The following is a 22,446-nucleotide window of genomic DNA, read 5'->3' as shown; positions in this document are numbered from 1 at the left end:
AGTCGATTAATTTGTTTGAGTCGGTGTGTCCGGCAACAATTGCGTGCTCATTGCCATAGGGAAAATATATTCCAAACCTGAGTCTGGATTAATCAGAGTAAGATTATTATCTGTGGTTTGCAGGATAAGAGAAACAGGCTGTTGCTGATCCTTGAGCCATACGCGTATTTGAGGACTAGGCAACGCAGTTAAAGCCTCTGGCGCGAGTTTTCTTACCTGAGTGGCGTAGGCAAACTGCCAGCCATCTATCAGTATTTTTAATTGGTCAGCCGTGAGTTTTTTATCATCGCTATGCCATTGCCCATCGACATTATCAATCTGAACTATATCTGAGTTACTCAGTGAGTGGGGAAGGCTGAGTTTTTCAATCGTATTATTTTCAGTAATCAGTCTGTTATCAATAAAACTATCAGCACTTGCTGTTAATAAAGGGGTGACATCATCCTCAATCAGATAAATCATATGCTGATATAGAACATAACGTCGTTTGCTGATTGATTCCACATCACCAAAAGCAAAACTCTCATTATTCATGCTGACAATGACGGCGGGTGTATTCAGACCAAACTGGGCAAGTGATGAAGTGTCCATTGGCTGAAACTCGCCATGCACCGGCGTTTTTAACAAGCTCAGAATAAGATTAATACGAGTTTGACTCACCGGGGCAGGGTAAGGCGACATCAGTTGCCAGGACTGATTATTGCGTATTAGTTTTATATCGTCTTTTTGAGGTTGTTGGATATCAATCGTGTTGATATCTTCTGGATTTAAAGAGGTTAATAACTGAACTGAGTTGTCAGCTTGCTTGTTAGTGTTATGTTGCGAAAACCAGAACAACCCGACAACTAATAACAATAAAATGAAGTTTGTAAAATAGCTGCTTTTCATCGACGTTTTCTCCGCCACCACAAGGTCAGCCCGATAGTGAGGAGGAGTAATGGCACAGCAAATAAAAAGCCAAAACCAATAATAATAGATTGTGTTTTTGATAAGGTAAGCTGCGTGCCGATACTGGTTTTTATTGGAATAGAAATGAGACCATCATCTTCAACTAACCAATTAATCAGCGCCATACCTAAGTCCAGATTGGCAGCGTTACCGATATAACTATTGGCGACAAAGTCGGCATCACCAATAACAGCGACGCGCTGTTGCTGGCTATCATCCTTGTCTGTATCACGGTCAATTAGCATGCCGAGTGAAACTGGACCTGATACATCAGCACCCTCGTTATATTTTTGCTGGCTAAGATTGGCTTGTGTAATGGGTGTTGATTCTACCCAGGCGTTAGGCTGACTGTTGAGCAAATTAATGTAGTGCCACGGACTTTCTGTGTTTTCATCACGTTTTTGCATGGCTGTCGCTTCTGCCAATAAGGTCACACTTTTCACTGCCTGCCCGACAGGATGGTTCGCATAATCAGTAATCAGAACAAATCTTGGATCTTGAATTCCCAGCATGCTGGAGTTGGGATCGAGAACCGTGCCCGGCACGAATTCAATGCCTAACTGCTCAGCTAAAGGCGCTAATGATTTCGTCTGAGTCGGGTCGGCTAACCATAAGAGGTTACCGCCTTTATCTAAATAGTCACGAACGATTTTGATTTCACCTGGTAGCCAGTCTTTTTCTGGGCTGGCAATGACTAAGGCCGCTGTATTATCTGGTAGTTCGGGCGCTTCCAGAAGATTCTGTGACCGCAGTTTTATACCCTGACTTTCCAAGTTTTTCGCCAGTGTGTCGAGGCCAAAATCACTTTTGTCATAAGGGCTTCTCTCACCATGACCTTCGATAAATACTAACCAGGGTTGCGATTGTCTGGAGACAGTGACAATGGCATTGGTCAGTGATTGTTCCGAGAGATCAAATACATGCTGATTTTGTTCACCACGGCTGATGACCATTTCGCCTTGCTGTTGAATATTAAATTGTCTGACGATATCCGGTGAGAAGCTGGGATCAACAAACTGGATTTTCAGTTTATCGCTGTGTTTTTGATAACGTTGTAGCAACTCAACGATAGCTGAACGGTACTCATAGTCAGGGCTAACAAAGACCTGGATAGTGATGCTGTCTTTTAAGTTATGGAGAATAGTTAAACTGGTGTCAGATAAGGTATGCCGATGATTCTGAGTCCAGTCAAACTGTTTATTAGTTGAAATAGACAGCTGACTCAATAAGACCACAGCAGCAATTAATAAGGCATAGAAAACGATTTGCTGAAAACGAATCAGGTGTTGTGCGCGTTTGGTGATTTTCATTAGTCTAAACGCTCTCTATCCAGTCGACGTACAGTCAATAATAGAAAAGCCGCAATAATGATTAAAAAGTAGCTGATATCTTGTGTATTGATTTGTCCCTGCATCATCGGTTCAAAGTGCTTTAGCAGGGATAACCAACTAAACAGTGAGAATTCGGTGGTGCTGTGGCTTGCCCAATCGATAATCCAGAATAAAAAGAGAATGGCAAACGTACTGATGGCCGCGATAGTTGGCTGTCTGGTCAGACTGGACATATAAATACCAACAGCGGTAAAGCTGGCAACTAATAAAACAAGCCCTAGTACACCGGCGCTTAACTGATAAAAATCTAGTGTGGTGCCAACAGCCAATGAACAAATCATGAATACCGTGAGCAATGTCATTAATAGGAAAAAGGTTAAGGTACCAAAGAATTTTCCAATCACAATATCGAACATGCTGAGTGGCGCTGATGAAAGCAAAGGCAAGGTCTCGTTTCGTCTTTCTTCAGCAAGGGTGCGCATCGTTAATAATGGGCTGATAAGCAAAGCAATAATTGCGGCATTACTCAACAGAGGCATAGCAATAAGTTCTGTCACACCGGGAGCACCTGGAATAGCAGAAATTCGACTCTGGATGCTGTTGAAATAATCCATATGCGTTAAAAACAGGTAAGCCAGCAATAACTGACTCAACGCTAACATCACCCAGGCAAGTGGTGATAAAAACAAGCGATGTAATTCATTACGAGCAATGTTAAGCATGGGCATCTTCTTCACGAATAATTTTCATAAAGACATCTTCTAAAGAATGCTGCTCTGGTATTAATGACGTTAACGGCCAGTTATTTTCAACAGCATTTTTTAATAGGGCTTGTGTTGGGTTTTGCTCAGGAAGATACGCCACTCTGTAGCGATGACAATCCATTTTTTCTACATCGATCACACCAGGAAGTGAAGTCAGAGATTGTTGCCCAATACTTTGCGAAAAACCAACAACAATAGCGGTAGATTGCATTTGCTCAGTAAGCTTTTGCAGACTGTCATTAAATAATAACTGGCCTTTTGAAATGATCTGCACCCGGTCGCATAACATCTGCACCTCAGGCAGAATATGGGTAGACAGGATAACGCTGTGTTCATTGGCAATATCGCGGATAAGCTGACGTATTTCGCGAATTTGTATGGGGTCCAGTCCCGATGTCGGTTCGTCCAGTATCACTACGGCTGGTGAGTGAATAATCGCTTGAGCGATACCAACACGTTGTTGAAACCCTTTTGATAGATTTGCAATTAAACGCTTACTGACGTCAGCCAGACCACAACGTTCAATCACACTGTCGACAGCGGTTTTTTGCTGCTTTTTAGCTATGCCATTGAGGCGGGCACAAAACTGTAAAAATTCGGTGACAGTATGCTCTTTATATAGTGGTGGCGTTTCGGGCAGATAGCCAATGCAGGCTTTTGCCTGTTTGGGATTATCCAGTAAATCAATGCCATTGATAATTATCTGTCCATTATCAGGAGCAAGGTTGCCGGTTAGCATACGCATGGTGGTACTTTTTCCGGCGCCGTTTGGTCCCAAAAAACCAAGCACCTCACCTTGTTTGATATTAAAACTGACGTTGTTAACAGCTGCAGTATCGCCGAAAAAACGGGATAGTTCTTTCGCTTCGAGTAAGAGTATGGGATCAATCATTTACACTAAATCGTATCGAGAGTAATTGTGGCCCAGTGACAGGCTTCAGTATAGGCACTGCTCATCACTTCCAGTGATGGTCCGGTACTATCGGCTACCTTATTCCAATGTCCTTCACAATAATCAGTAACACAGTTTAATAGTTGACCTTTTATACCACCACGACTAATCAGTGCAAGGCTCGATTCATTACTGAGTGGGATTGATTTAATAATTTCGTCCATCGGTTTTGACAATATGGTGTCAATGGTTGAAAACAAGCCTAATAAAAAGCCACTATCCGGTGAGCAGCCAAATTGAGCTGCTATCTTTTCTGCCATTTTTGCTCTGACCAATGTCATATGGATTAGTTCTGCCGGTCCAGAACTCATTTCACTCATCACAATCAAAGTTGTCCAGGTTTTTATTGCTTTTAAACCTAAAATAACGAGGCCTTCACGCAATGAGTTTATCTGTCTTGGAAACCCTATTGCAGCTGAGTTGAGTAAACGTAACAGCTTTAAACTGAGACCAGAATCCTGACGAATGATTGCTTCTATCGTTTTAAATTCAATATCTGGATCTTGTAGTTTACCTAATAACTCGAGCAGTTTAATCTTATTATCAGGGATGGGATTATCTTTAATGATTTCAGGTCGACAGAAAAAATAACCCTGAAAATAGTCAAAACCCAATTCCATGCACAGTTCAAATTCAGCCTTGGTTTCAACTTTTTCTGCCAGTAGCTTGACTGGAAACGCTCGAAGCCGCTCGACATGATGCCTTAATTCAGACTCTGATAAAGAAAGTATATCGACTTTGATGATGGAAGCTAACTCAATAAGTGGCTGTAATGATTCATGGAAAATAAAATCATCAAGTGCGATGTGATAACCACTCAATGCTAGTTTTTTAACCGCATTAATCAGTTCTTCATCAACCTCAATATTCTCCAACACTTCCAGGACAACACGCTCACCACCAAAAGGTATTGGGTCATCACTTAGTATAAAATTCCGGGTCAAGTTGACGAAAGCCAGGTGATTGCCGATAACGCGCTCTATACCCAGTTCAAGAAAGCTGTAATTGATAACACGTGTGGTGGCGATATCGCCAGAGTAATAATCTAAATCAGCTGATTGTGATGTTTGGTGATTACGGAATAATAGTTCATAAGCATAAGTATTATAGTGACGATCAAATATAGGCTGCCTAGCGATAATGATAGAAGATAAATCAGCGTCGTCACTCATGTATCAGAACTTATAATAAAGAAATAACCATAATAGTGTGATTTCAGACATAAAAAAACCCGCGAAGGCGGGTTTTTCTAAAATAATATTGTGAACAACATTATTTGATTTTAGCTTCTTTGTACATAACGTGTTTACGCACAACTGGATCAAACTTTTTGATCTCTAGTTTTTCAGGCATAGTACGTTTGTTTTTGTCTGTGGTGTAGTAGTGACCAGTACCCGCAGATGAGACTAATTTAATTTTATCGCGCATGTCTTACTCCTAAATTTTTTCGCCACGGGCGCGGATGTCAGTAAGAACGGAATCAATCCCTCTCTTATCGATGATGCGCAGACCATGGTTGCTGACACGCAGCTTAACCCAGCGATTTTCAGACTCAACCCAAAAACGGTGTGAGTGAAGGTTGGGTAAGAAACGACGTTTTGTTTTGTTATGAGCGTGTGAAACATTGTTACCGCTCATAGGGCGCTTGCCCGTTACCTGACATACTCTGGCCATTTTAAAACCTGCTCCTGATACACTTTTACCACAGGGCGCCGATTTTGGTCCCTGCCTGCATTTACAAAGCCGTACTTTATACCATATAAGACTATAGAAGTGTAGTGTAAATGTATTAGAATTTGCTATAGCCCCATACTGCTGAGTTTCTCGCTGAGCATTTCTTTTGACACACTACCGATTTTGCGCATAACAACATCACCATCAGCGGAGTATAAAAAGTGAGTGGGGGTAACACGCACATTATTAAAAGCATCCGCCAATTCACCTGTTTTATCCCAGCTAATCAGATAAGGGATCTGTTTTTCAAGCCGCATTGCCAGTAAATGTTCAGGTTTATCATGTGCTAAAGCAATACTGACAACACCTAAGCCTTTAGGTGCGTACTCTTTATAAACCGCTTTGAGTTCGGGTAGCTCTTGGACACAGGCAGGACAATCCGTCGCCCAGAAAATAACTAATAATGGTTTCCCTTTAAAATCCTCAAATGAATGTGTCTTTCCATCCAAATCCGTAAAGGTTTGCTCAGGTAGTCCTTGTTTTGTTTGGACGACATTAAAAATAAGTACTGCGATGATCGCAAGAGCGATGACGCCAATGGCGGGTTTTATAAACTGTGTCATGTGAAATTAAATCGTTAAGGTTAGTTGGCCTAATGCTTCTGTTAGTTTGAGGTTCTCTCGATAATCAACCGGGCAATCAATAACCGTCACGGTATTTCTGTCTAAGGCTTCTTTTAGAATGGGCATTAATTGCTCTGTCTTCTCAACTCTGACACCAAACGCACCAAAAGATTGCGCGTATTGAACAAAATCCGGGTTGGTGAATTGTACATGACTGGTCCGGCCAAATTGATTTTGTTGTTTCCACTCAATCAGGCCATAACTGGCATCGTTCCATACCAGAATAACAATGGCAATATTCAGCCGCATGGCTGTTTCGATTTCTTGTGAATTCATCAAAAAGCCAGCGTCACCAGTGACGGCTACAACTTTGCGTTGTGGATTGGCTAACTTAGCAGCAATCGCCCCCGGTACGGCAATACCCATGCTGGCAAATCCATTGGATATGATGCAGGTGTTGGGGTATTCGCAGCGGAACATCCGAGACATCCACATTTTATGGGCACCGACATCACAGATCACAATATCCTGCAAATCCATCGCGGTACGTAGATCCCAGATAATTTTTTGTGGTTTAACCGGAAACTCAATATCGTCACGGTGAATATTCATCTCAGCGATCAGGCTGTCACGCAGGGTACGCATAGCCTTGCCCTGATGCGGTGTCGTTAATGCAGCCACTCGGTTGAGACTGTGGCGAATATTACCAACAACCGCCAGACTGATACTGTAATGTGCATCGACTTCTGCATGTGTTGTGTCGATATGGATGATGGTTCTGTCACGTGATGGATGCCATAGATAAGGGTGGTATTCCACAATATCGTAACCAATACAGATAATGACATCAGCATTAGCAAAACCACAGTTAGCATAATCATTAGATTGCAGGCCAACACTACCTAATGCCATTGGGTGACGAAAAGGAACAACCCCTTTCGCCATAAAGGTATTGGCGATAGGAATGCCCAATTTCTCTGAAAACTCGGCCAGTTCATTACAGGCATCGGCACGGATCACACCATTACCAGCGAGAATGATCGGGCTTTTTGCATTGGAAATCACTTCTGCCGCACGTTCAATTTCTTCTGCAGCAGGTTCCGGAGCGGAGGCATTTTTGACCCGTAATGGGACATCATCAATCTCCATCTCAGCAATATTCTCAGGAAACTCAATAAAGCAGGCTCCGGTTTTTTCTGTTTGAGCGACTTTAAATGCTTTTCGAACCACTTCTGGAATGACTTCAGGACTAACAATACGCGAGGCGTATTTAGTAATCGGCCGAAACATCGCTTCCAGATCTAATACTTGATGAGATTCTTTGTGCAGGCGGTGTGTGGATGCCTGACCAGCTATAGCAATTAATGGTGCGTGATCCATATTCGCATCCGCAACCCCGGTGATCAGATTTGTAGCTCCCGGACCCAAGGTAGCAATACAGACGCCAGCACGACCGGTAAGACGACCATAAACATCCGCCATAAAAGCAGCACCTTGCTCATGACGAGTCGTAATAAATTGGATATGTGAATCCAGCAAGGCATCCATCACATCCAGGTTTTCTTCTCCCGGAATACCAAAAATATATTCAACACCTTCATTTTCAAGTGCTTTGACAAATAGCTCTGCTGCCTTCATCGAGCGGTTTCCTCATACCCAGATTGATTATTCAAGCAAGAATAACAGAAATAGACCTGGCTTAGGCGTAGAAAAAAAGGGGCGATGAGCCCCTTTAATTTCTTATTTAAATGCATCCGGTATACGTTGATGCCAATCTGTTTCTTGTTGGTAACGATGACCAATATTTAATAATCTCGCCTCATCAAAATAGTTACCAATAATTTGTAAACCGACGGGTAAATTATCAACAAAACCAGCAGGAATTGACATGCCGGGTAAGCCCGCCAGATTGGTATTGATGGTGTAGATATCTTCCAGATACATGGCAACCGGATCATCGGTTTTTTCACCAAAACGGAAAGCGGGGTTGGTGGCTGTCGGTCCCATAATCACATCGACTTCTTTAAATGCTTCCTGGAAGTCATTACTGATAAGACGACGACATTGCTGTGCTTTTAGGTAATAAGCATCATAGTAACCCGCTGATAGGGCATAAGTACCAATCATAATGCGACGTTTGACTTCTTCACCAAAGCCTTCGCCACGTGAACGGGTGTAAAGATCCATTAAGTCTTTCGGATCTTCGGCACGGTGACCAAATCGTACACCATCCATTCTGGACAGATTTGATGAACACTCTGCAGGGGCAACCACATAGTATGTCGGCACAGCCAAACCGGTATTCGGTAAGGTAATTTCTTTTAATGTCGCGCCCATTTTTTCGTAAGTTTTGATAGCGGCTTCAACAGTTGCTGCTACACGAGGATCAAGACCTTCGCCAAAATATTCTTTAGGCAGGCCAATGGTCAGGCCTTCCAGTGAATCATTCAAACTGGCCGTGTAATCAGGTACATCACGATCCACACTGGTCGAATCTTTCTCATCAAAGCCTGACATAACGTTCATTAACCAAGCCGCATCTTCAGCACTGTTAGCCATCGGCCCTGCTTGATCCAAACTGGAAGCAAAGGCAATCATGCCGTAGCGAGAAATACGTCCATAGGTGGGTTTCAGACCAGTAAGATTACATAAAGAAGACGGCTGGCGGATGGAACCACCGGTATCAGTACCAGTGGCAATAGGCGCTAAACGCGCTGCCATAGCTGCTGCTGAGCCACCTGATGAACCACCCGGCACACGGTCAGTATCCCATGGGTTTTTTACTGGGCCGTACCAACTTGTTTCATTAGACGAACCCATAGCAAATTCGTCCATATTGGTTTTACCCAGAGTGACCATACCTGCCTGATCGATTTTTTCAACGACGGTGGCATCATAAGGCGCAATAAATTTATCCAGCATTTTGGAACCACAGCTGGTGCGGATACCTTTTGTGCAGAAAATATCTTTATGGGCGAGAGGAATCCCGGTTAGCGCGCCGGCTTTTTTTTCTGCCAGTAATTTATCTGCCGCTTTTGCTTGTTCTAGTGCGCGTTCTTCGGTGACCGTGATGAAAGCATTTAAGGTACCGTTGTGTTGATTGATACGGTTCAGATAATGCTGTGTGAGTTCAACACTGCTTATTTCACTGTTGTGCAGGGCTGCCGATAATTCTGAAAGTGATTTGTTATGCATGTGTTTGCCTGTGTTGCTTTATTCGATGACTTTAGGAACCAGATAGACACCGGCTTCAGTTTTAGGAGCAATCGCCTGAAATGCTTCGCGCTGATTAACTTCGGTAACCGCATCAGGTCGTAAACGTTGATGTGCATCAAGAGGATGGGCCATAGGAAGTATGTCGTTTGTGTCAGCTGCGCTTAACTGGTCAACTAAATTGAGAATATTATTTAAATCCCGTGCATAATGAGGGATGTCATCTTCCTGTATCGACAGGCGTGCGAGGTGCGCGATTTTTTCTACATCGTGTTTATCTAAACTCATCGACAGTTCCAAAGGTTAATTGCTTCAACAAAGCAGTAAGTTTAAATGATTAGTTGCTTGCCCAACAGCCCAGAGCATTGCTAAAGTATCTATTTTACCCCTTTCAGGTGTGGTTTCTTCAATGTTTGAACGTTTACGTGGAATTTTCTCCAACGATCTGTCGATCGATCTTGGAACAGCGAATACGCTGATTTATGTGCGCGGCAAAGGTATCGTACTAGACGAACCTTCAGTTGTTGCTATTCGTCAGGATAAAGGTCCGGGAGGCCCTCGTTCTATAGCTGCGGTCGGTGTCGAAGCCAAACGCATGCTGGGACGAACGCCGGGTAATATCACCGCAATCAGGCCATTAAAAGATGGTGTTATCGCTGATTTCACGGTAACGGAAAAAATGTTGCAGCATTTTATTCGTAAAGTGCATGAAGGGCGCTTCTTAAAACCAAGTCCGCGCGTTTTAGTTTGTGTACCCTGTGGTTCAACTCAGGTTGAGCGTCGCGCAATTCGTGAATCTGCCGCAGGTGCAGGGGCACGAGATGTCTTTTTGATTGAAGAACCGATGGCCGCAGCGATTGGTGCGGGCATGCCGGTAGATGAAGCCAGTGGTTCAATGGTATTAGACATTGGTGGTGGTACTACAGAAGTCGCTGTTATCTCATTAAACGGTATCGTCTATTCAGCCTCTGTACGTATCGGTGGTGATTTATTTGATGAAGCCATTGTTAATTACGTTCGTCGTAATTACGGCACGCTCATTGGTGAATCCACCGCAGAAAAAATTAAAAAAGAAATTGGTTCAGCCTATCCAGGTAACGAAGTTCGTGAAATGGAAGTGCGAGGACGTAACTTGGCTGAAGGTGTGCCGAGAAGCTTCACATTGAATAGCAATGAAATTCTGGAAGCCTTGCAAGATCCGCTTTCAGGTATTGTCGCAGCAGTTAAGACAGCGCTTGAACAAACGCCACCAGAATTAGGTGCTGATGTCGCTGAGCGTGGTATCGTGTTAACCGGTGGTGGTGCATTATTGCGCGACTTAGATAGACTGCTTATCGAAGAAACTGGTTTACCAGCAATAATTGCAGAAGATCCACTTACTTGTGTCGCTCGTGGCGGTGGTCGTGCACTTGAGATGATTGATGAAAAAGGTACTGACGTATTTACCTTTGAGTAATTGTGACTAGATTGAGTAGCAAGACCTTTGCAAGTGTTATTCATTTGCGAAGGTCTTTTAGTTTTTGGACTTTGAGTTATTAAACCTTTATTCGCCCATACACCTTCTTTAAATACCCGGATGATGCTGGCTGTTATCGCATCAATTCTGGTGTTTTTTCTCGACACACGTCTGGATTATTTCAAGCCAGTTCGTTCGGCTTTGTCGACGGCTGTTTATCCAATGCAGGCGGCTGCCTCCTTACCCACAGATTTAACGGATTGGGTTAATGACTTTTTTCTGGATCGTAAGCAACTGCGTGAAAAAATTACCGTGATGGAAGCGAATAACATGTTGCAGAGTATTCGTTTACAGAAACTACAGTCCTTAGAACGAGAAAATATGCGATTGAAAGAGTTGTTAGGCTCTTCATTTCGTCTCCAAGAGAGAGTTCAGGTTGCTGAATTGTTGACGATTGACCTTGATCCCTTTTCTCAACAGGTGGTGATTGATAAGGGTAGGAATTATGGTGTCTATGTTGGTCAACCGGTATTAGATGCCACGGGCGTGATGGGACAGGTGACGGAAACATCAGAAGTGTCGAGCCGAGTAGTGCTTTTAACTGATCCCAGCCACAGCATTCCTGTACAGATTAACCGTAATGGTTTACGAGCTGTCGTAACGGGACGTGGATTAGGTGAATATCTGCAGATGGACTTTTTGCCTCACAATGCGGATGTCCGTGAAGGTGATTTATTAGTGACATCTGGCCTGGGAGGACGCTTTCCGGTCGGTTATCCAGTGGGTAAAGTGGTGTCAGTCGAATTTCCCCAAGGTAAACCGTTTGCGGATATTAAAGTTGAACCTGCGGCGAAGCTGTCTACCAGTCGTGAGGTAATGTTGGTGCTGCCAGGTGAAAAAATTCAAACAGAGCGTTTACCAGCTAAACAAGCTGATGTTGAGTCGTCAAAAGCGGAGATAGAGCATGGCGACGACAATTAAAACGCGTAACGGCTTTGTGATCGTTATTACACTCATTATTGCCATTTTGATGATGCTTGTGCCATTACCTGATTATGCGCGTTTTTTTCGTCCGGAATGGGTCGTCATGACATTAATTTACTGGGCAATGGCTTTACCTCATCGTGTCAGTATCGGTGTTGCCTGGTGTACTGGATTCATAATGGATGTGACGATGGGCGGTATATTAGGCGTGATGGCTTTTAGTTATGCATTGGCCATCTATTTAATAGCCCGTTTCCATCTTCAATTACGTCAATATCCGCTATGGCAACAGGCTTTGACCATTCTATCTGTTGTATTTTTGGTTGAATTTATTGATGTGGCGGTAGCGCGGGCAACATTACATTGGGAAAGCTGGATGCCAGTGTTAACCAGTACACTTCTGTGGCCATTAATGTATGCGGTGTTACGTAAAATTCGTCGCACATTTCAGGTGACGTGAACTTGATATGGCATCAAAGTTCACCCTTAAAGATCATTTTCGTGAAAGTCGCCTGGTAAACGGACGTTTATTATTTTCCGGCCTACTCTCGGTCATTATTTTTGGCATCGTTATCTTTCGTTTGGTTTATCTGCAAGTGTTTGAATATGAACACTTTGATTCTTTATCAAACCGCAATCGTGTTGATATCGAACCGCTGCCACCACAGCGCGGACTGATTTATGATCGTAACGGTGTTCTGCTTGCCGAGAATATTCCAACGTTCAGCCTGGAAATGGTGCCGGAAAAAGTCCCAGATATTGACCAGACACTGAGAGAGTTAAGTCAGCTTTTAGCTTTATCTGACGAGGATATCGATGCCTTTAAAGACCGGATGAAACGTCAACGCCGTTTTCATCATGTAGTTATTCGGCAGCGATTGACAGAAGAGGAAGTCGCTAGATTTTCTGCTAACCGTTATCGATTTCCCGGTGTGGACATCGAAGGCCGGTTGATTCGTCACTATCCGCAAAATAATCTGTTTGCCCATGCTGTTGGTTATGTGGGCCGTATCAATGAACGTGATATGGAACTCATTGATCAGAAAGATTATAAAGGTACTTCTCAAATAGGTAAGACAGGTATTGAGAAACAATACGAAGATACCTTGCATGGCAGCGTTGGTTATCGTCAAGTTGAAACGAATGTGCAGGGGCGTATTGTTCGAGAATTAATGTCGGTACCTTCGCAATCGGGTGATGATTTATTTCTGAATCTGGATATTAATTTGCAGCGAGTGGCTGCTGATTCTCTGGGGGATTACAACGGCTCCATTGTCGCTATTGATCCGCGAAATGGTGGGGTTTTAGCCTTGGTCAGCAAGCCTGACTACAATCCAAATTCGTTTGTTTCAGGTATCAGTAGCAAGGAATATGGCGAATTGAGAGATTCGCCTGACCGTCCTTTATTTGACAGGGCACTTCGTGGGCATTATCCCCCTGGTTCAACACTGAAACCATTTGTTGCGCTTGCTGGCTTGGAACTTGGCGTTGTGGATGAGCATTCAAAAACCTATTGTCCCGGCTGGTATAGCTTGCCTGGCAGTAGCCATCGCTATCGCTGTTGGAAGAGTTATGGCCATGGCATGGTGGATATGAAGGATGCTGTTGCTCAGTCCTGTGATGTTTATTTTTATGACCTGGCGCATACATTAGGCATTGATCGCTTACATAACTTTTTAGACTATTTTGGCTTTGGGCATCGCAGTGGGATTGATTTACCTAATGAAAGTGAAGGCTTGTCACCTTCCAGCGAGTGGAAACGAGCCAGTCGTAACCAAGCCTGGTTTCCTGGGGAAACCTTGATTTCAGGTATTGGACAAGGCTTTAATCAAACCACCCCCGTACAATTGGCTCATGCTACTGCGACACTGGCCATGCGTGGGATTTCGATGCAGCCACAGGTAGTCAGAGCAACCCGTCCTGCCGGGCAAACCGATATGAATCTCAGAAATAGCGAGATCATGAACAATTTGCCGATGCAAAATAGTCAGAACTGGGAAAATGTGGTGCAGGCGATGGTAGAAGTGATTCATGGCGCGCGGGGCACAGCCAGATCGGTAGGAAAAGATATGCCGTTCAAAGTGGCTGGTAAAACGGGCACCGCTCAAGTCTTCGGTATTGCTCAGGATGAAGAATACGACGCTGAAACGTTGGAGCGAAAACTGCATGATCATGCCTTATTTATTGCCTTCGCACCTGCAGATAAACCCGAGTTTGCGGTCGCTGTTGTAGTCGAAAATGGTGGTAGTGGTAGTAAAGTGGCCGCACCGATTGCCAGAAAATTAATTCAACAATATTTTGGACTTAAAGTCGATGAGTAGCCTGCTAACAGACAGTAGAAAATCACAACAGTGGCAACTGTCATCGATGCTGAGACGTTTTCATATCGACCCGTTATTATCGCTTGGCTTGCTGGTTCTGATAGGAGCTGGTTTGATGATGTTGTTTAGTGCCGGAGGCCAGGACTTTGGCATCATTCTGCGGCAGCTGGTCAGGATAGGTATGGCCTTAACAGTAATGATAGTGATTGCACAGATTGATCCGGATCGGCTGCGCGATAATGCCTATTGGCTGTATGGGTTTGGTTTGATTTTGTTGATTGCGGTTTTACTATTCGGTCATGAAGGTAAAGGTGCTCAACGTTGGCTTAATCTGGGATTCTTCCGTTTTCAGCCTTCTGAAATTATCAAGTTAGCGGTACCTATTTTAATAGCAGCCTATATTGCTGAACGGCCTTTGCCGCCATCAGCCTGGCGCATTCTTTCTGGCTTGATACTGATCGGTTTACCATCATTCTTAATTGCCAAGCAGCCTGATTTGGGGACAGCCATTCTGATTGCCAGTTCGGGACTGATTGTGTTGTTTCTAGCTGGAATCAGCTGGAAGATTATCATTAGTTTTTTAGTGGCATGTGCATCAGCTGCGCCGGTTTTATGGTATTTCATGCACGATTATCAGCGGCGTCGTGTTCTGACTTTTTTAAATCCGGAAAATGATCCTCTGGGTGCCGGCTACCATATCATTCAGTCTAAAATTGCGATTGGTTCAGGTGGTTTATTTGGTCAGGGCTGGTTGCAGGGAACACAATCGCATCTGGAATTTTTGCCTGAACGATCCACCGACTTCATCTTTGCGGTCATCTCTGAAGAGTTCGGCCTGGTAGGGGTGGCCATTTTACTATTCATTTATTTATTGGTTGCCAGCAGAGGACTGTATATTGCCAGTCAGGCGCAAAGCAGCTTTGCCAGATTACTGGCAGGAAGTATTTCTATTACTTTCCTTGTCTATGTGTTCGTTAATGTTGGGATGGTAACAGGATTGTTACCCGTTGTAGGGGTGCCGTTGCCCTTAATCAGTTATGGGGGAACGTCTATGGTGACCCTGCTGGCAGGCTTCGGTATCCTGATGTCTATTCATACTCACCGAAGGATGATGTCACCGTGAAAAAAAAGCTATTCAGTTCTTTGCTGCTGCTTGCCAGTCTTAATTTGCAAGCCAATGACCAATTGCCAGATGTCGAGCAATTTATCGATGAAATGGTCGCTAAACACGGTTTTGATCGTGCTGAGTTAGAAAATGTCTTTGATCAGGTCGAAGTGAAGGATGCCATTCTTAAAGCTATTTCCAGACCGGCAGAAAAAAGTAAACCCTGGTATGAGTACCGGAATATTTTTATCACTGACTCGCGGATTAATGGCGGGTATGAATTCTGGCAACAGCATAAAGAAGCCTTGGAAGCGGCTGAAAAACAATATGGTGTGCCTGCAGAAATCATTATCGCGATATTAGGCGTTGAAACCCGCTATGGTCAGCATATGGGCGGATACAGAGTAATTGATGCCTTGTCGACCTTAGCTTTCCGTTATCCTCCTCGCAGTCCTTTCTTCCGTAGTGAGCTGGAAAAGTTTTTAGTTTTGACACATGAAGAGAAAATATCAGAGCTTGAACCCGTAGGTTCATATGCCGGTGCCATGGGGCTTGGACAGTTTATGCCAAGTAGTTATCTTGCCTATGCTGTTGATTTTGATGGTGATGGACATCGTGATATCTGGACGAACCCAACAGATGCCATTGGCAGTATTGCCAATTATTTGAAGTTACATGGTTGGGTGCCCGGTCAGTCGATTGTACATCCTACTCAAGCCAGTAAACTGCTTCCACAAGCGATGTTAGCTAATGATCTTAAGCCAGCGTTCACACGACAACAGCTGCAGGAAGCAGGCTTTTCACTGTCACAATTGCCAGCTGGTCAAGATGTTTTATCCGTTGTTGGTTTAACTCAACAAGACGGTGAAGAGTATTGGTTAGGACGTCAAAATTTTTATGCGATTACCCGCTACAATCACAGCCGAATGTATGCCATGGCTGTGTATCAATTAGCACAAGCTATTCGAGAAAAAATGGATAATACAAAATGAGGTTAGTGGTACACCGGTCAGCGATATTATTGCTGATCGGCTTTTTAACTTCTTGTGGTGGGGGTGTTGGTGTTGTCAAACAGGATCAGGATAGTGCACCGACTCGTGTTCCGGATCTCAGTAATGTGCCTGATGCCGTTCCTAAAAATGAACCCTTAAGTAAATATGGTAATCCACGTCAATACAAAGTATTAGGTAAAAACTATTACACCCTAAGTAGTGCAGAGGGGTACCATGAGAAAGGTATTGCTTCATGGTATGGCACCAAATTCCATGGACGCAGAACATCGAGTGGTGAAATTTACGATATGTACAAAATGACGGCTGCGCACAAGACTTTGCCGTTGCCAACTTATGTCGAAGTGACTAATCTGGAAAATGGTAAAAAAGCGATTGTGAAGGTCAACGATCGCGGTCCATTTCACGAAAACCGTCTGATTGATTTATCATATAGTGCAGCGACCAAACTCGGTATCATTGCGAAAGGTACTGGACTTGTGGAAATCCGTGCACTGACAACACCTGGCAAAGCCAATACGGTGACTCCAGTAGTAAAGGAGCCAGCATCTGAGGTGACTGCTTCGGTAAAGTCAATAAGCTCAGCAGAAATGTTCCTGCAAGTGGGGGCCTTCAGTAGCCTTAGCCGTGCTGAGCAAGTTAAACGGAAATTACAGCATGAAATTACAGGTGTGATTACGATCACGCTTTTTAAAAGTTCGCAGGGAACCCTATATCGTGTGCGTATAGGGCCATTAAGCAGCGTTGACCAAGGTGATAGCCTTGCAACGAAAGTCGCTGGTCTTGGCTTTCCCAATTCGCACATCGTTATCGATTAAACATTTAGATTCAGAGAGTTCAATATGCTGAAAAACACGAAAGTTGTTTTATTTCTGTCCTTTTTATTTGCTTTTACCCAGGTTTTTGCAGGTGCAATCACACCTCAGCCGTCTGCGCCGAGTGTCGCGGCAAAATCCTATATTTTGATGGATTACGATAGCGGTCGAATTCTTGCTGAAGAAAATGCCGATGAAAAATTACCACCGGCAAGTATCACCAAACTGATGACTTCTTATGTCGTGTCTCATGAACTACATGCAGGCAATATTCATCTGGATGATGAAGTGTTGATTAGTGAAAAAGCCTGGCGTATGCAAGGTTCACGCAGCTTTATGGAGGTTAATACTAAGGTCAGTCTGGAATCTTTAATGCGCGGTATGATTGTGCAGTCAGGTAATGATGCGGCTGTCGCTTTAGCTGAACATATTGCCGGTAGTGAAGAAACCTTTGCTCAGATGATGAATCAGTATGCTCAGCAGCTCGGCATGTACAACACCAACTATATGAATGCTACTGGTTTGCCTGACCCTGATCACTACACAACAGCTCATGATATTGCGATTTTATCAGCCGCTTTGATTCGTGATTTCCCCGAACATTACGAATGGTATTCAGAAAAAGAATATACCTACAATGGCATTACTCAGCATAACCGTAACAAACTGTTATGGCGTGATAATAGCGTGGATGGCTTAAAAACAGGTCATACAGAAGAAGCCGGCTTTTGTCTCGCTGCCTCTGCAAAGCGTGGTGATATGCGTTTAATTTCTGTGGTACTTGGCACTCGAAGCGAAAACGCGCGTGCACAGGAAACACAAAAATTACTGAACTACGGTTTCCGTTTCTTTGAAACACACCAGTTATACAAAGCCAACACCGGCATTATCGATACCAAAGTATGGAAAGGCGCAACGGATCAATTATCACTGGGCCTGGCTAAGCCATTATCGGTTACCGTACCTCGTGGTCAGTATGATCAGCTTCAAGCGACGACAAATATTCAGCAACCGGTTATTGCGCCTGTTAAAGCCGGTACAGTATTAGGTGAAGTCGATATTCGTCTTGGTGATGAAGTGGTAGCAAAACAACCATTAGTTGCATTAAATGATGTTGAGCAAGGTAGTTGGTGGCGTCGTCTGATTGATGAAATCATGCTGTGGATCTGGGGTTAACAGTCCATGGCAACGGTTTTCTTAAACGATACCTTTTTGCCTGCTGAGCAGGCAAAGGTATCTGTTTATGATCGGGGGTTTTTATTTGGGGATGGGGTCTATGAAGTGATCCCTGTCTATGGTCGCCAACCTTTTCGTTTAAAGGCACATTTATCCCGACTACAAAGCAGTCTGGATGGCATCCTTCTAACAAATCCGTTTGATGATGAGCGTTGGACACAATTAATCACGCAGCTGATTGAGCAGAATGACAGTGATAATCAGGCGATTTATTTGCAGGTAACACGGGGCGTGGCTCCGCGGGAACATGTCTTTCCGGAAGGGGTTAAGCCGACTGTATTTATGATGAGTAATCCGCTTAATTCGGTACCCGAGTCATACAAAGAACAGGGGATCAAAGCGATCACTGTCGACGATATTCGTTGGCAGCGCTGCGATATCAAAGCTATTGCTTTGTTACCAAACACGATGCTGAGACAGCAGGCGCACGAGAAAGGAGCTGGAGAAGCCATTTTGATTCGCGATGGTGTGATGACTGAAGGCTCAGCCAGTAATAGCTATGCTGTTTTTGATGGTGTGATCTATACGGCAGCAAAAGATAATACGGTTCTACCCGGTATCACCCGTGACTTCGTGTTAGAGCTGGCTGCTAAAGCCAATATTCCTTACAAGGAAGAATCGGTGACAGCAGACAGGCTTACCCAGGCTGATGAGATTTGGATTAGTAGCTCAACGCGGGAGTTATTAGCGGTGACGACATTGGATGATAAGCCCGTAGGGCATGGAATTCCTGGACCCCTCTGGCAGAAACTGGATGCACTATACCAACGTGATAAGTTGGAGGCGAATCAATGAGTGAACAAGAACAACAAGACACATTATTAGAGTTTCCTTGTGACTTTGCTATTAAAGCCATGGGGGAGTCTAGTGAAGAACTTGATAGCATCGTGGTGGAAATCGTCAGGCGTCATGTTGATGATATTGCTGAAGGAGCTGTCAGCCAGAAACAAAGTTCTGGTGGCAAGTTTACCTCGGTCACAGTAACAATAAGAGCGACAAGTAAACCTCAGCTCGATGCGATTTATCAGGACTTGAGTGATCACGACGCAATTAAATACGTACTTTAACGTTCATGCAGATTAAAGATCTGGGGCTGGTTGATTATCTGCCAACAGTTGATGCCATGCAGTCTTTTACGCTCGAACGACAGGCTGACACAGAAGATCAGTTATGGTTACTGGAACACAGTCCCGTATTTACCCAAGGGGCAAATGGTGATGCTGCCCATATTTTGATGGATTCTGCGATTCCCGTTGTATCCACAGATCGTGGTGGCCAGGTGACCTATCATGGTCCCGGACAACTGGTTGTGTATACCTTAATTGATTTGCGCCGAGCTGGGATTGGCGTAAGACAAATGGTGACGAATATTGAGCAGACAGTCGTGAATCTGATCGCGCAATACGGTGTTGATGCCTATGCCAGACAGGATGCGCCTGGTGTCTATGTTGATGAGCGAAAAATCGCTTCGCTGGGTTTACGAGTGAAACGAGGGGCCTGCTATCACGGCGTCAGTCTGAATATTGATATGGATTTAACACCCTTTAGCTACATTAATCCATGCGGTTATGCTGGCATGGAAGTAATTGATATGAGATCGCTGGGCATTGATATAACAATCACAGAAGCGAAACAACAATTTGTGTCTGCTTTTCAGCAGCAGACGCAATTAGGATAAAACATGACTGAAACACTTGACGGAAGACGAGATGTTCGCGCTCTGAAGGGCGAATCAAAGGTTTCCCGTATTCCCATAAAAATTGAACCGAGCGAGCCAAAACGAAAACCAGAGTGGATTCGGGCCAAATCGCACGGTGATCCGAAAGTAAAACATATCAAAGATATGTTACGTGAGCACAAGCTGCATACCGTCTGCGAAGAGGCTGCATGTCCTAATTTAGGGGAATGTTTTTCGCATGGCACAGCGACGTTTCTGATTATGGGCAATATCTGTACCCGACGCTGCCCGTTTTGTGATGTGGCGCATGGTCGTCCTGATCCATTAGATGAGAACGAACCAGCACATCTGGCAAAAACCATTGCTGCTATGCAACTGAAGCATGTTGTGGTGACCTCAGTCGATCGTGATGATCTACGTGATGGTGGAGCGGCCCATTTTGTTCGTTGTATCGATGAAATTCGTCAACAGTCACCGCAAACCAATATTGAAGTACTGGTGCCAGACTTTCGCGGTCGTATGGATGTGGCGCTCGATATTCTGAAACAAAGTCCGCCGGATATCTTTAATCATAATCTGGAAAGTATTCCACGATTGTATAAGGCCGTCAGACCAGGTTCTGACTATCAGTGGTCCTTGGATTTAATCAAACGTTTCCAGGAAATGCATCCCGATGTGCCGACCAAATCTGGTTTGATGCTGGGCTTGGGTGAAACCATCGATGAAGTTAAACAGGTCATGCAGGACTTACGTGACCATGGTTGTCGCATGCTGACTTTGGGACAATACCTGCAACCCAGCAGACATCATTTAGCCGTTGAGCGCTTTATTACGCCAGCCGAGTTTGATGAACTTGCCGTGACAGGTAAACAAATGGGCTTTGAGCATGTTGCCAGTGGTCCGATGGTACGTTCTTCTTATCATGCCGATTTACAGGCACAGGGTGAGCACGTTTCTTGATTAAGTAGGGGAGTTATTATGGCCATTAATCGCCGGCAAGTGATGAAAAGAGCTATAACGGTATCTGCGTTAGCCGCATTTCCGAATATAAGCTCAGCCATGATGACTCCGTATAGAAAGCCTCAACGTGTTGTGATCATTGGTGGCGGGTTTGCGGGTGCCACTGCCGCCAAATATTTACGCATGTGGTCACCGGATCTGGAAGTGATTCTGATCGAAAAGAAAAGCGCTTTTGTCTCCTGCCCGCAGAGTAATTTAGTGCTAAGCGGTCACCGAACTCTACAACAATTAACCTTTGATTATCACACGCTGACTTCTCACTATGGCGTTAAAATGATTCAGGCCACAGTAAATGCGGTTGATGTCGATAAGAAAAATGTTCGGCTCAGCGATGGTTCAGTCGTTGACTATGATCGTCTGATTGTTGCGCCTGGCGTTGATTTTATCTATGACCAACTGAGTATGCTGACGCCGGAGATTGTTGAGACCAAAATCCCTCATGCCTGGAAAGCCGGACCACAAACCCAGTTATTGCATGAACAATTAAAAGCGATGCCTAAAGGTGGAAAAGTGGTGATGACTATTCCACAAGCGCCATTTCGCTGCCCTCCCGGCCCCTATGAACGTGCCTGCCAAATAGCTTTATTTTTGAAACATCACAATCCTACGGCAAAATTAATTATTCTGGATGCTAATGGTGACATCATCTCAAAAAAAGCCTTATTCAAAGGGGTATGGGATGATTTATATGCTGATATCATTGAGTATCAGCCCAGCAATGCAGTTGAAAATATCGATGTTGATTCACTGATGGTTGAAAGCGTTTTTGATAGTGTTCAGGCGGATGTTTTGAATGTGATACCCCCACAAAGGGCGGGTAAGGTCGCTGAGCTGGCAGGCGTGATTAATGTGGATAAACGCTGGTGCGAGGTTGATTTCAGAACATATGAGTCAACCGCTGTTAAGGATGTTCATGTGATAGGAGATGCAGTAGCATCTACCTTACCCAAATCGGGTCATATTGCGAATGTGCAGGCAAAGGTATGTGCAGCGGCGGTCATTGCATTATTGCTTGAGCAGGATGTTGAACCTGAACCGGTATTTGGTAATACCTGCTATAGTTTTACTGACGGAGAAAAAGCAGGCCATGTCGCGGCTGTGTTCAGATATGATCCAAAGACGGAAAAAATGGCGGTGATGCCAGGTGGGGGGATAACACCAACACCTACGTTGTTAGAAGGCGAGTTTGCCGATGCGTGGGCACATAATATCTGGTCAGATATTCTTAGATAACCCCGTAAAATCAGTAGTTAAGAACATCGGTGATGCTGCTGTATCCGCAATGCAGTATAATGCCAGCTTTTCCGATAATCTCC

The 22,446-nt window shown here is 44.2% G+C and carries 24 protein-coding genes; 13 read left to right on the top strand and 11 right to left on the bottom strand.

The annotated features are described in order from the left end of the window. Nucleotides 1-6: 6 nt before the first annotated feature. The 11 genes from AC13DA_RS07820 to gatC all read right to left on the bottom strand — a co-directional run bounded on the left by AC13DA_RS07820 (nt 7) and on the right by gatC (nt 9,793). Nucleotides 7-888 carry a DUF4340 domain-containing protein gene (locus AC13DA_RS07820; RefSeq protein ID WP_273180039.1) on the bottom strand — a complete coding sequence of 294 codons (882 nt, stop codon included), beginning with the start codon at nt 886-888 and terminating at the stop codon, nt 7-9. Next, nucleotides 885-2,258 (bottom strand): GldG family protein, encoded by a 1,374-nt coding sequence (locus AC13DA_RS07815; RefSeq protein ID WP_284450670.1) that lies wholly within the window; start codon nt 2,256-2,258, stop codon nt 885-887. The genes AC13DA_RS07820 and AC13DA_RS07815 overlap by 4 nt, the downstream gene beginning before the upstream one ends. Continuing rightward, nucleotides 2,258-3,001: an ABC transporter permease subunit gene (locus AC13DA_RS07810; protein ID WP_284450671.1), complete on the bottom strand. Its 744-nt coding sequence runs from the start codon at nt 2,999-3,001 to the stop codon at nt 2,258-2,260. The genes AC13DA_RS07815 and AC13DA_RS07810 overlap by 1 nt, the downstream gene beginning before the upstream one ends. Continuing rightward, complete coding sequence (locus tag AC13DA_RS07805; RefSeq protein ID WP_284450672.1) at nt 2,994-3,935, bottom strand: ABC transporter ATP-binding protein; 942 nt, start codon at nt 3,933-3,935, stop codon at nt 2,994-2,996. Before AC13DA_RS07805 ends, AC13DA_RS07810 begins: the two co-directional genes overlap by 8 nt. A gap of 5 nt (nt 3,936-3,940) precedes the next feature. After that, a complete protein-coding gene (locus AC13DA_RS07800) occupies nt 3,941-5,167 on the bottom strand; it encodes an EAL and HDOD domain-containing protein (RefSeq protein WP_284450673.1) in 1,227 nt (408 codons plus the stop codon). A 100-nt stretch (nt 5,168-5,267) separates the two neighbouring features. Continuing rightward, nucleotides 5,268-5,423, bottom strand: coding sequence for a 50S ribosomal protein L33 (rpmG, locus tag AC13DA_RS07795; protein WP_007146528.1), 156 nt, complete (start codon nt 5,421-5,423; stop codon nt 5,268-5,270). A gap of 9 nt (nt 5,424-5,432) precedes the next feature. Beyond that, nucleotides 5,433-5,669: a 50S ribosomal protein L28 gene (rpmB, locus tag AC13DA_RS07790; protein WP_007146527.1), complete on the bottom strand. Its 237-nt coding sequence runs from the start codon at nt 5,667-5,669 to the stop codon at nt 5,433-5,435. 125 nt (nt 5,670-5,794) lie between these two features. Beyond that, nucleotides 5,795-6,292, bottom strand: coding sequence for a TlpA family protein disulfide reductase (locus tag AC13DA_RS07785; protein WP_284450674.1), 498 nt, complete (start codon nt 6,290-6,292; stop codon nt 5,795-5,797). Nucleotides 6,293-6,298: 6 nt separating this feature from the next. After that, entirely contained in the window at nt 6,299-7,930 is a 1,632-nt protein-coding gene (locus AC13DA_RS07780) for an acetolactate synthase large subunit (RefSeq protein WP_284450675.1), read from the bottom strand. Nucleotides 7,931-8,032: 102 nt separating this feature from the next. Further along, nucleotides 8,033-9,487, bottom strand: coding sequence for an Asp-tRNA(Asn)/Glu-tRNA(Gln) amidotransferase subunit GatA (gatA, locus tag AC13DA_RS07775; RefSeq protein ID WP_284450676.1), 1,455 nt, complete (start codon nt 9,485-9,487; stop codon nt 8,033-8,035). 18 nt (nt 9,488-9,505) lie between these two features. Further along, nucleotides 9,506-9,793: an Asp-tRNA(Asn)/Glu-tRNA(Gln) amidotransferase subunit GatC gene (gene gatC / locus AC13DA_RS07770; protein ID WP_273180059.1), complete on the bottom strand. Its 288-nt coding sequence runs from the start codon at nt 9,791-9,793 to the stop codon at nt 9,506-9,508. Between the two features lie 121 nt (nt 9,794-9,914). Here gatC and AC13DA_RS07765 point away from each other — a divergent pair, with 121 nt between their 5' ends. The 13 genes from AC13DA_RS07765 to AC13DA_RS07705 all read left to right on the top strand — a co-directional run bounded on the left by AC13DA_RS07765 (nt 9,915) and on the right by AC13DA_RS07705 (nt 22,363). After that, nucleotides 9,915-10,961 (top strand): rod shape-determining protein, encoded by a 1,047-nt coding sequence (locus AC13DA_RS07765; RefSeq protein ID WP_091715336.1) that lies wholly within the window; start codon nt 9,915-9,917, stop codon nt 10,959-10,961. 78 nt (nt 10,962-11,039) lie between these two features. Beyond that, nucleotides 11,040-11,942, top strand: a complete 903-nt coding sequence (gene mreC / locus AC13DA_RS07760; RefSeq protein WP_272941599.1) for a rod shape-determining protein MreC — start codon at nt 11,040-11,042, stop codon at nt 11,940-11,942. Then, nucleotides 11,926-12,405, top strand: a complete 480-nt coding sequence (mreD, locus tag AC13DA_RS07755; RefSeq protein ID WP_007146519.1) for a rod shape-determining protein MreD — start codon at nt 11,926-11,928, stop codon at nt 12,403-12,405. The genes mreC and mreD overlap by 17 nt, the downstream gene beginning before the upstream one ends. A 7-nt stretch (nt 12,406-12,412) precedes the next feature. Beyond that, nucleotides 12,413-14,266, top strand: a complete 1,854-nt coding sequence (mrdA, locus tag AC13DA_RS07750; protein ID WP_284450677.1) for a penicillin-binding protein 2 — start codon at nt 12,413-12,415, stop codon at nt 14,264-14,266. Further along, nucleotides 14,259-15,389, top strand: coding sequence for a rod shape-determining protein RodA (gene rodA, locus AC13DA_RS07745; protein ID WP_007146517.1), 1,131 nt, complete (start codon nt 14,259-14,261; stop codon nt 15,387-15,389). Before mrdA ends, rodA begins: the two co-directional genes overlap by 8 nt. Further along, nucleotides 15,386-16,363, top strand: a complete 978-nt coding sequence (mltB, locus tag AC13DA_RS07740) for a lytic murein transglycosylase B (protein ID WP_284450678.1) — start codon at nt 15,386-15,388, stop codon at nt 16,361-16,363. Before rodA ends, mltB begins: the two co-directional genes overlap by 4 nt. Continuing rightward, complete coding sequence (locus AC13DA_RS07735; protein ID WP_284450679.1) at nt 16,360-17,199, top strand: septal ring lytic transglycosylase RlpA family protein; 840 nt, start codon at nt 16,360-16,362, stop codon at nt 17,197-17,199. The genes mltB and AC13DA_RS07735 overlap by 4 nt, the downstream gene beginning before the upstream one ends. Nucleotides 17,200-17,223: 24 nt before the next feature. Then, on the top strand, nt 17,224-18,372 hold the full coding sequence (locus AC13DA_RS07730; RefSeq protein WP_284450680.1) for a D-alanyl-D-alanine carboxypeptidase family protein: 1,149 nt from the start codon (nt 17,224-17,226) through the stop codon (nt 18,370-18,372). A gap of 6 nt (nt 18,373-18,378) precedes the next feature. Further along, on the top strand, nt 18,379-19,227 hold the full coding sequence (gene dat, locus AC13DA_RS07725; protein ID WP_284450681.1) for a D-amino-acid transaminase: 849 nt from the start codon (nt 18,379-18,381) through the stop codon (nt 19,225-19,227). Then, the gene (locus tag AC13DA_RS07720) at nt 19,224-19,499 is read left to right on the top strand and encodes an HP0495 family protein (RefSeq protein WP_007146512.1); all 276 of its coding nucleotides are present in this window, start codon (nt 19,224-19,226) and stop codon (nt 19,497-19,499) included. Before dat ends, AC13DA_RS07720 begins: the two co-directional genes overlap by 4 nt. Nucleotides 19,500-19,504: 5 nt before the next feature. Next, nucleotides 19,505-20,110, top strand: a complete 606-nt coding sequence (gene lipB / locus AC13DA_RS07715; RefSeq protein WP_284450682.1) for a lipoyl(octanoyl) transferase LipB — start codon at nt 19,505-19,507, stop codon at nt 20,108-20,110. Between the two features lie 3 nt (nt 20,111-20,113). Beyond that, the gene (gene lipA / locus AC13DA_RS07710; RefSeq protein ID WP_284450683.1) at nt 20,114-21,070 is read left to right on the top strand and encodes a lipoyl synthase; all 957 of its coding nucleotides are present in this window, start codon (nt 20,114-20,116) and stop codon (nt 21,068-21,070) included. Between the two features lie 18 nt (nt 21,071-21,088). Further along, nucleotides 21,089-22,363, top strand: coding sequence for an NAD(P)/FAD-dependent oxidoreductase (locus AC13DA_RS07705; protein ID WP_284450684.1), 1,275 nt, complete (start codon nt 21,089-21,091; stop codon nt 22,361-22,363). Nucleotides 22,364-22,446: the final 83 nt, after the last annotated feature.

The sequence above is a fragment of the Methylophaga sp. F-2 genome (genome assembly GCF_056859315.1).
Note: the sequence above shows the minus strand (reverse complement) of the source record. Positions and strands in the feature narration are given on the sequence as shown.

What these genes read in the sequence shown, in the direction of transcription:
- lipA (WP_284450683.1), top strand. Translation starts at nt 20,114, where the DNA reads ATGACTGAAACACTTGACGGAAGACGAGATGTTCGCGCTCTGAAGGGC.
- mrdA (WP_284450677.1), top strand. Translation starts at nt 12,413, where the DNA reads ATGGCATCAAAGTTCACCCTTAAAGATCATTTTCGTGAAAGTCGCCTG.
- AC13DA_RS07785 (WP_284450674.1), bottom strand. Translation starts at nt 6,292, where the DNA reads ATGACACAGTTTATAAAACCCGCCATTGGCGTCATCGCTCTTGCGATC.
- gatA (WP_284450676.1), bottom strand. Translation starts at nt 9,487, where the DNA reads ATGCATAACAAATCACTTTCAGAATTATCGGCAGCCCTGCACAACAGT.
- lipB (WP_284450682.1), top strand. Translation starts at nt 19,505, where the DNA reads ATGCAGATTAAAGATCTGGGGCTGGTTGATTATCTGCCAACAGTTGAT.
- mreD (WP_007146519.1), top strand. Translation starts at nt 11,926, where the DNA reads ATGGCGACGACAATTAAAACGCGTAACGGCTTTGTGATCGTTATTACA.
- rodA (WP_007146517.1), top strand. Translation starts at nt 14,259, where the DNA reads ATGAGTAGCCTGCTAACAGACAGTAGAAAATCACAACAGTGGCAACTG.
- AC13DA_RS07820 (WP_273180039.1), bottom strand. Translation starts at nt 888, where the DNA reads ATGAAAAGCAGCTATTTTACAAACTTCATTTTATTGTTATTAGTTGTC.
- dat (WP_284450681.1), top strand. Translation starts at nt 18,379, where the DNA reads ATGGCAACGGTTTTCTTAAACGATACCTTTTTGCCTGCTGAGCAGGCA.
- AC13DA_RS07720 (WP_007146512.1), top strand. Translation starts at nt 19,224, where the DNA reads ATGAGTGAACAAGAACAACAAGACACATTATTAGAGTTTCCTTGTGAC.
- AC13DA_RS07705 (WP_284450684.1), top strand. Translation starts at nt 21,089, where the DNA reads ATGGCCATTAATCGCCGGCAAGTGATGAAAAGAGCTATAACGGTATCT.
- AC13DA_RS07800 (WP_284450673.1), bottom strand. Translation starts at nt 5,167, where the DNA reads ATGAGTGACGACGCTGATTTATCTTCTATCATTATCGCTAGGCAGCCT.
- rpmB (WP_007146527.1), bottom strand. Translation starts at nt 5,669, where the DNA reads ATGGCCAGAGTATGTCAGGTAACGGGCAAGCGCCCTATGAGCGGTAAC.
- AC13DA_RS07735 (WP_284450679.1), top strand. Translation starts at nt 16,360, where the DNA reads ATGAGGTTAGTGGTACACCGGTCAGCGATATTATTGCTGATCGGCTTT.
- rpmG (WP_007146528.1), bottom strand. Translation starts at nt 5,423, where the DNA reads ATGCGCGATAAAATTAAATTAGTCTCATCTGCGGGTACTGGTCACTAC.
- AC13DA_RS07810 (WP_284450671.1), bottom strand. Translation starts at nt 3,001, where the DNA reads ATGCTTAACATTGCTCGTAATGAATTACATCGCTTGTTTTTATCACCA.
- AC13DA_RS07815 (WP_284450670.1), bottom strand. Translation starts at nt 2,258, where the DNA reads ATGAAAATCACCAAACGCGCACAACACCTGATTCGTTTTCAGCAAATC.
- gatC (WP_273180059.1), bottom strand. Translation starts at nt 9,793, where the DNA reads ATGAGTTTAGATAAACACGATGTAGAAAAAATCGCGCACCTCGCACGC.
- AC13DA_RS07765 (WP_091715336.1), top strand. Translation starts at nt 9,915, where the DNA reads ATGTTTGAACGTTTACGTGGAATTTTCTCCAACGATCTGTCGATCGAT.
- AC13DA_RS07805 (WP_284450672.1), bottom strand. Translation starts at nt 3,935, where the DNA reads ATGATTGATCCCATACTCTTACTCGAAGCGAAAGAACTATCCCGTTTT.
- AC13DA_RS07780 (WP_284450675.1), bottom strand. Translation starts at nt 7,930, where the DNA reads ATGAAGGCAGCAGAGCTATTTGTCAAAGCACTTGAAAATGAAGGTGTT.
- AC13DA_RS07730 (WP_284450680.1), top strand. Translation starts at nt 17,224, where the DNA reads ATGCTGAAAAACACGAAAGTTGTTTTATTTCTGTCCTTTTTATTTGCT.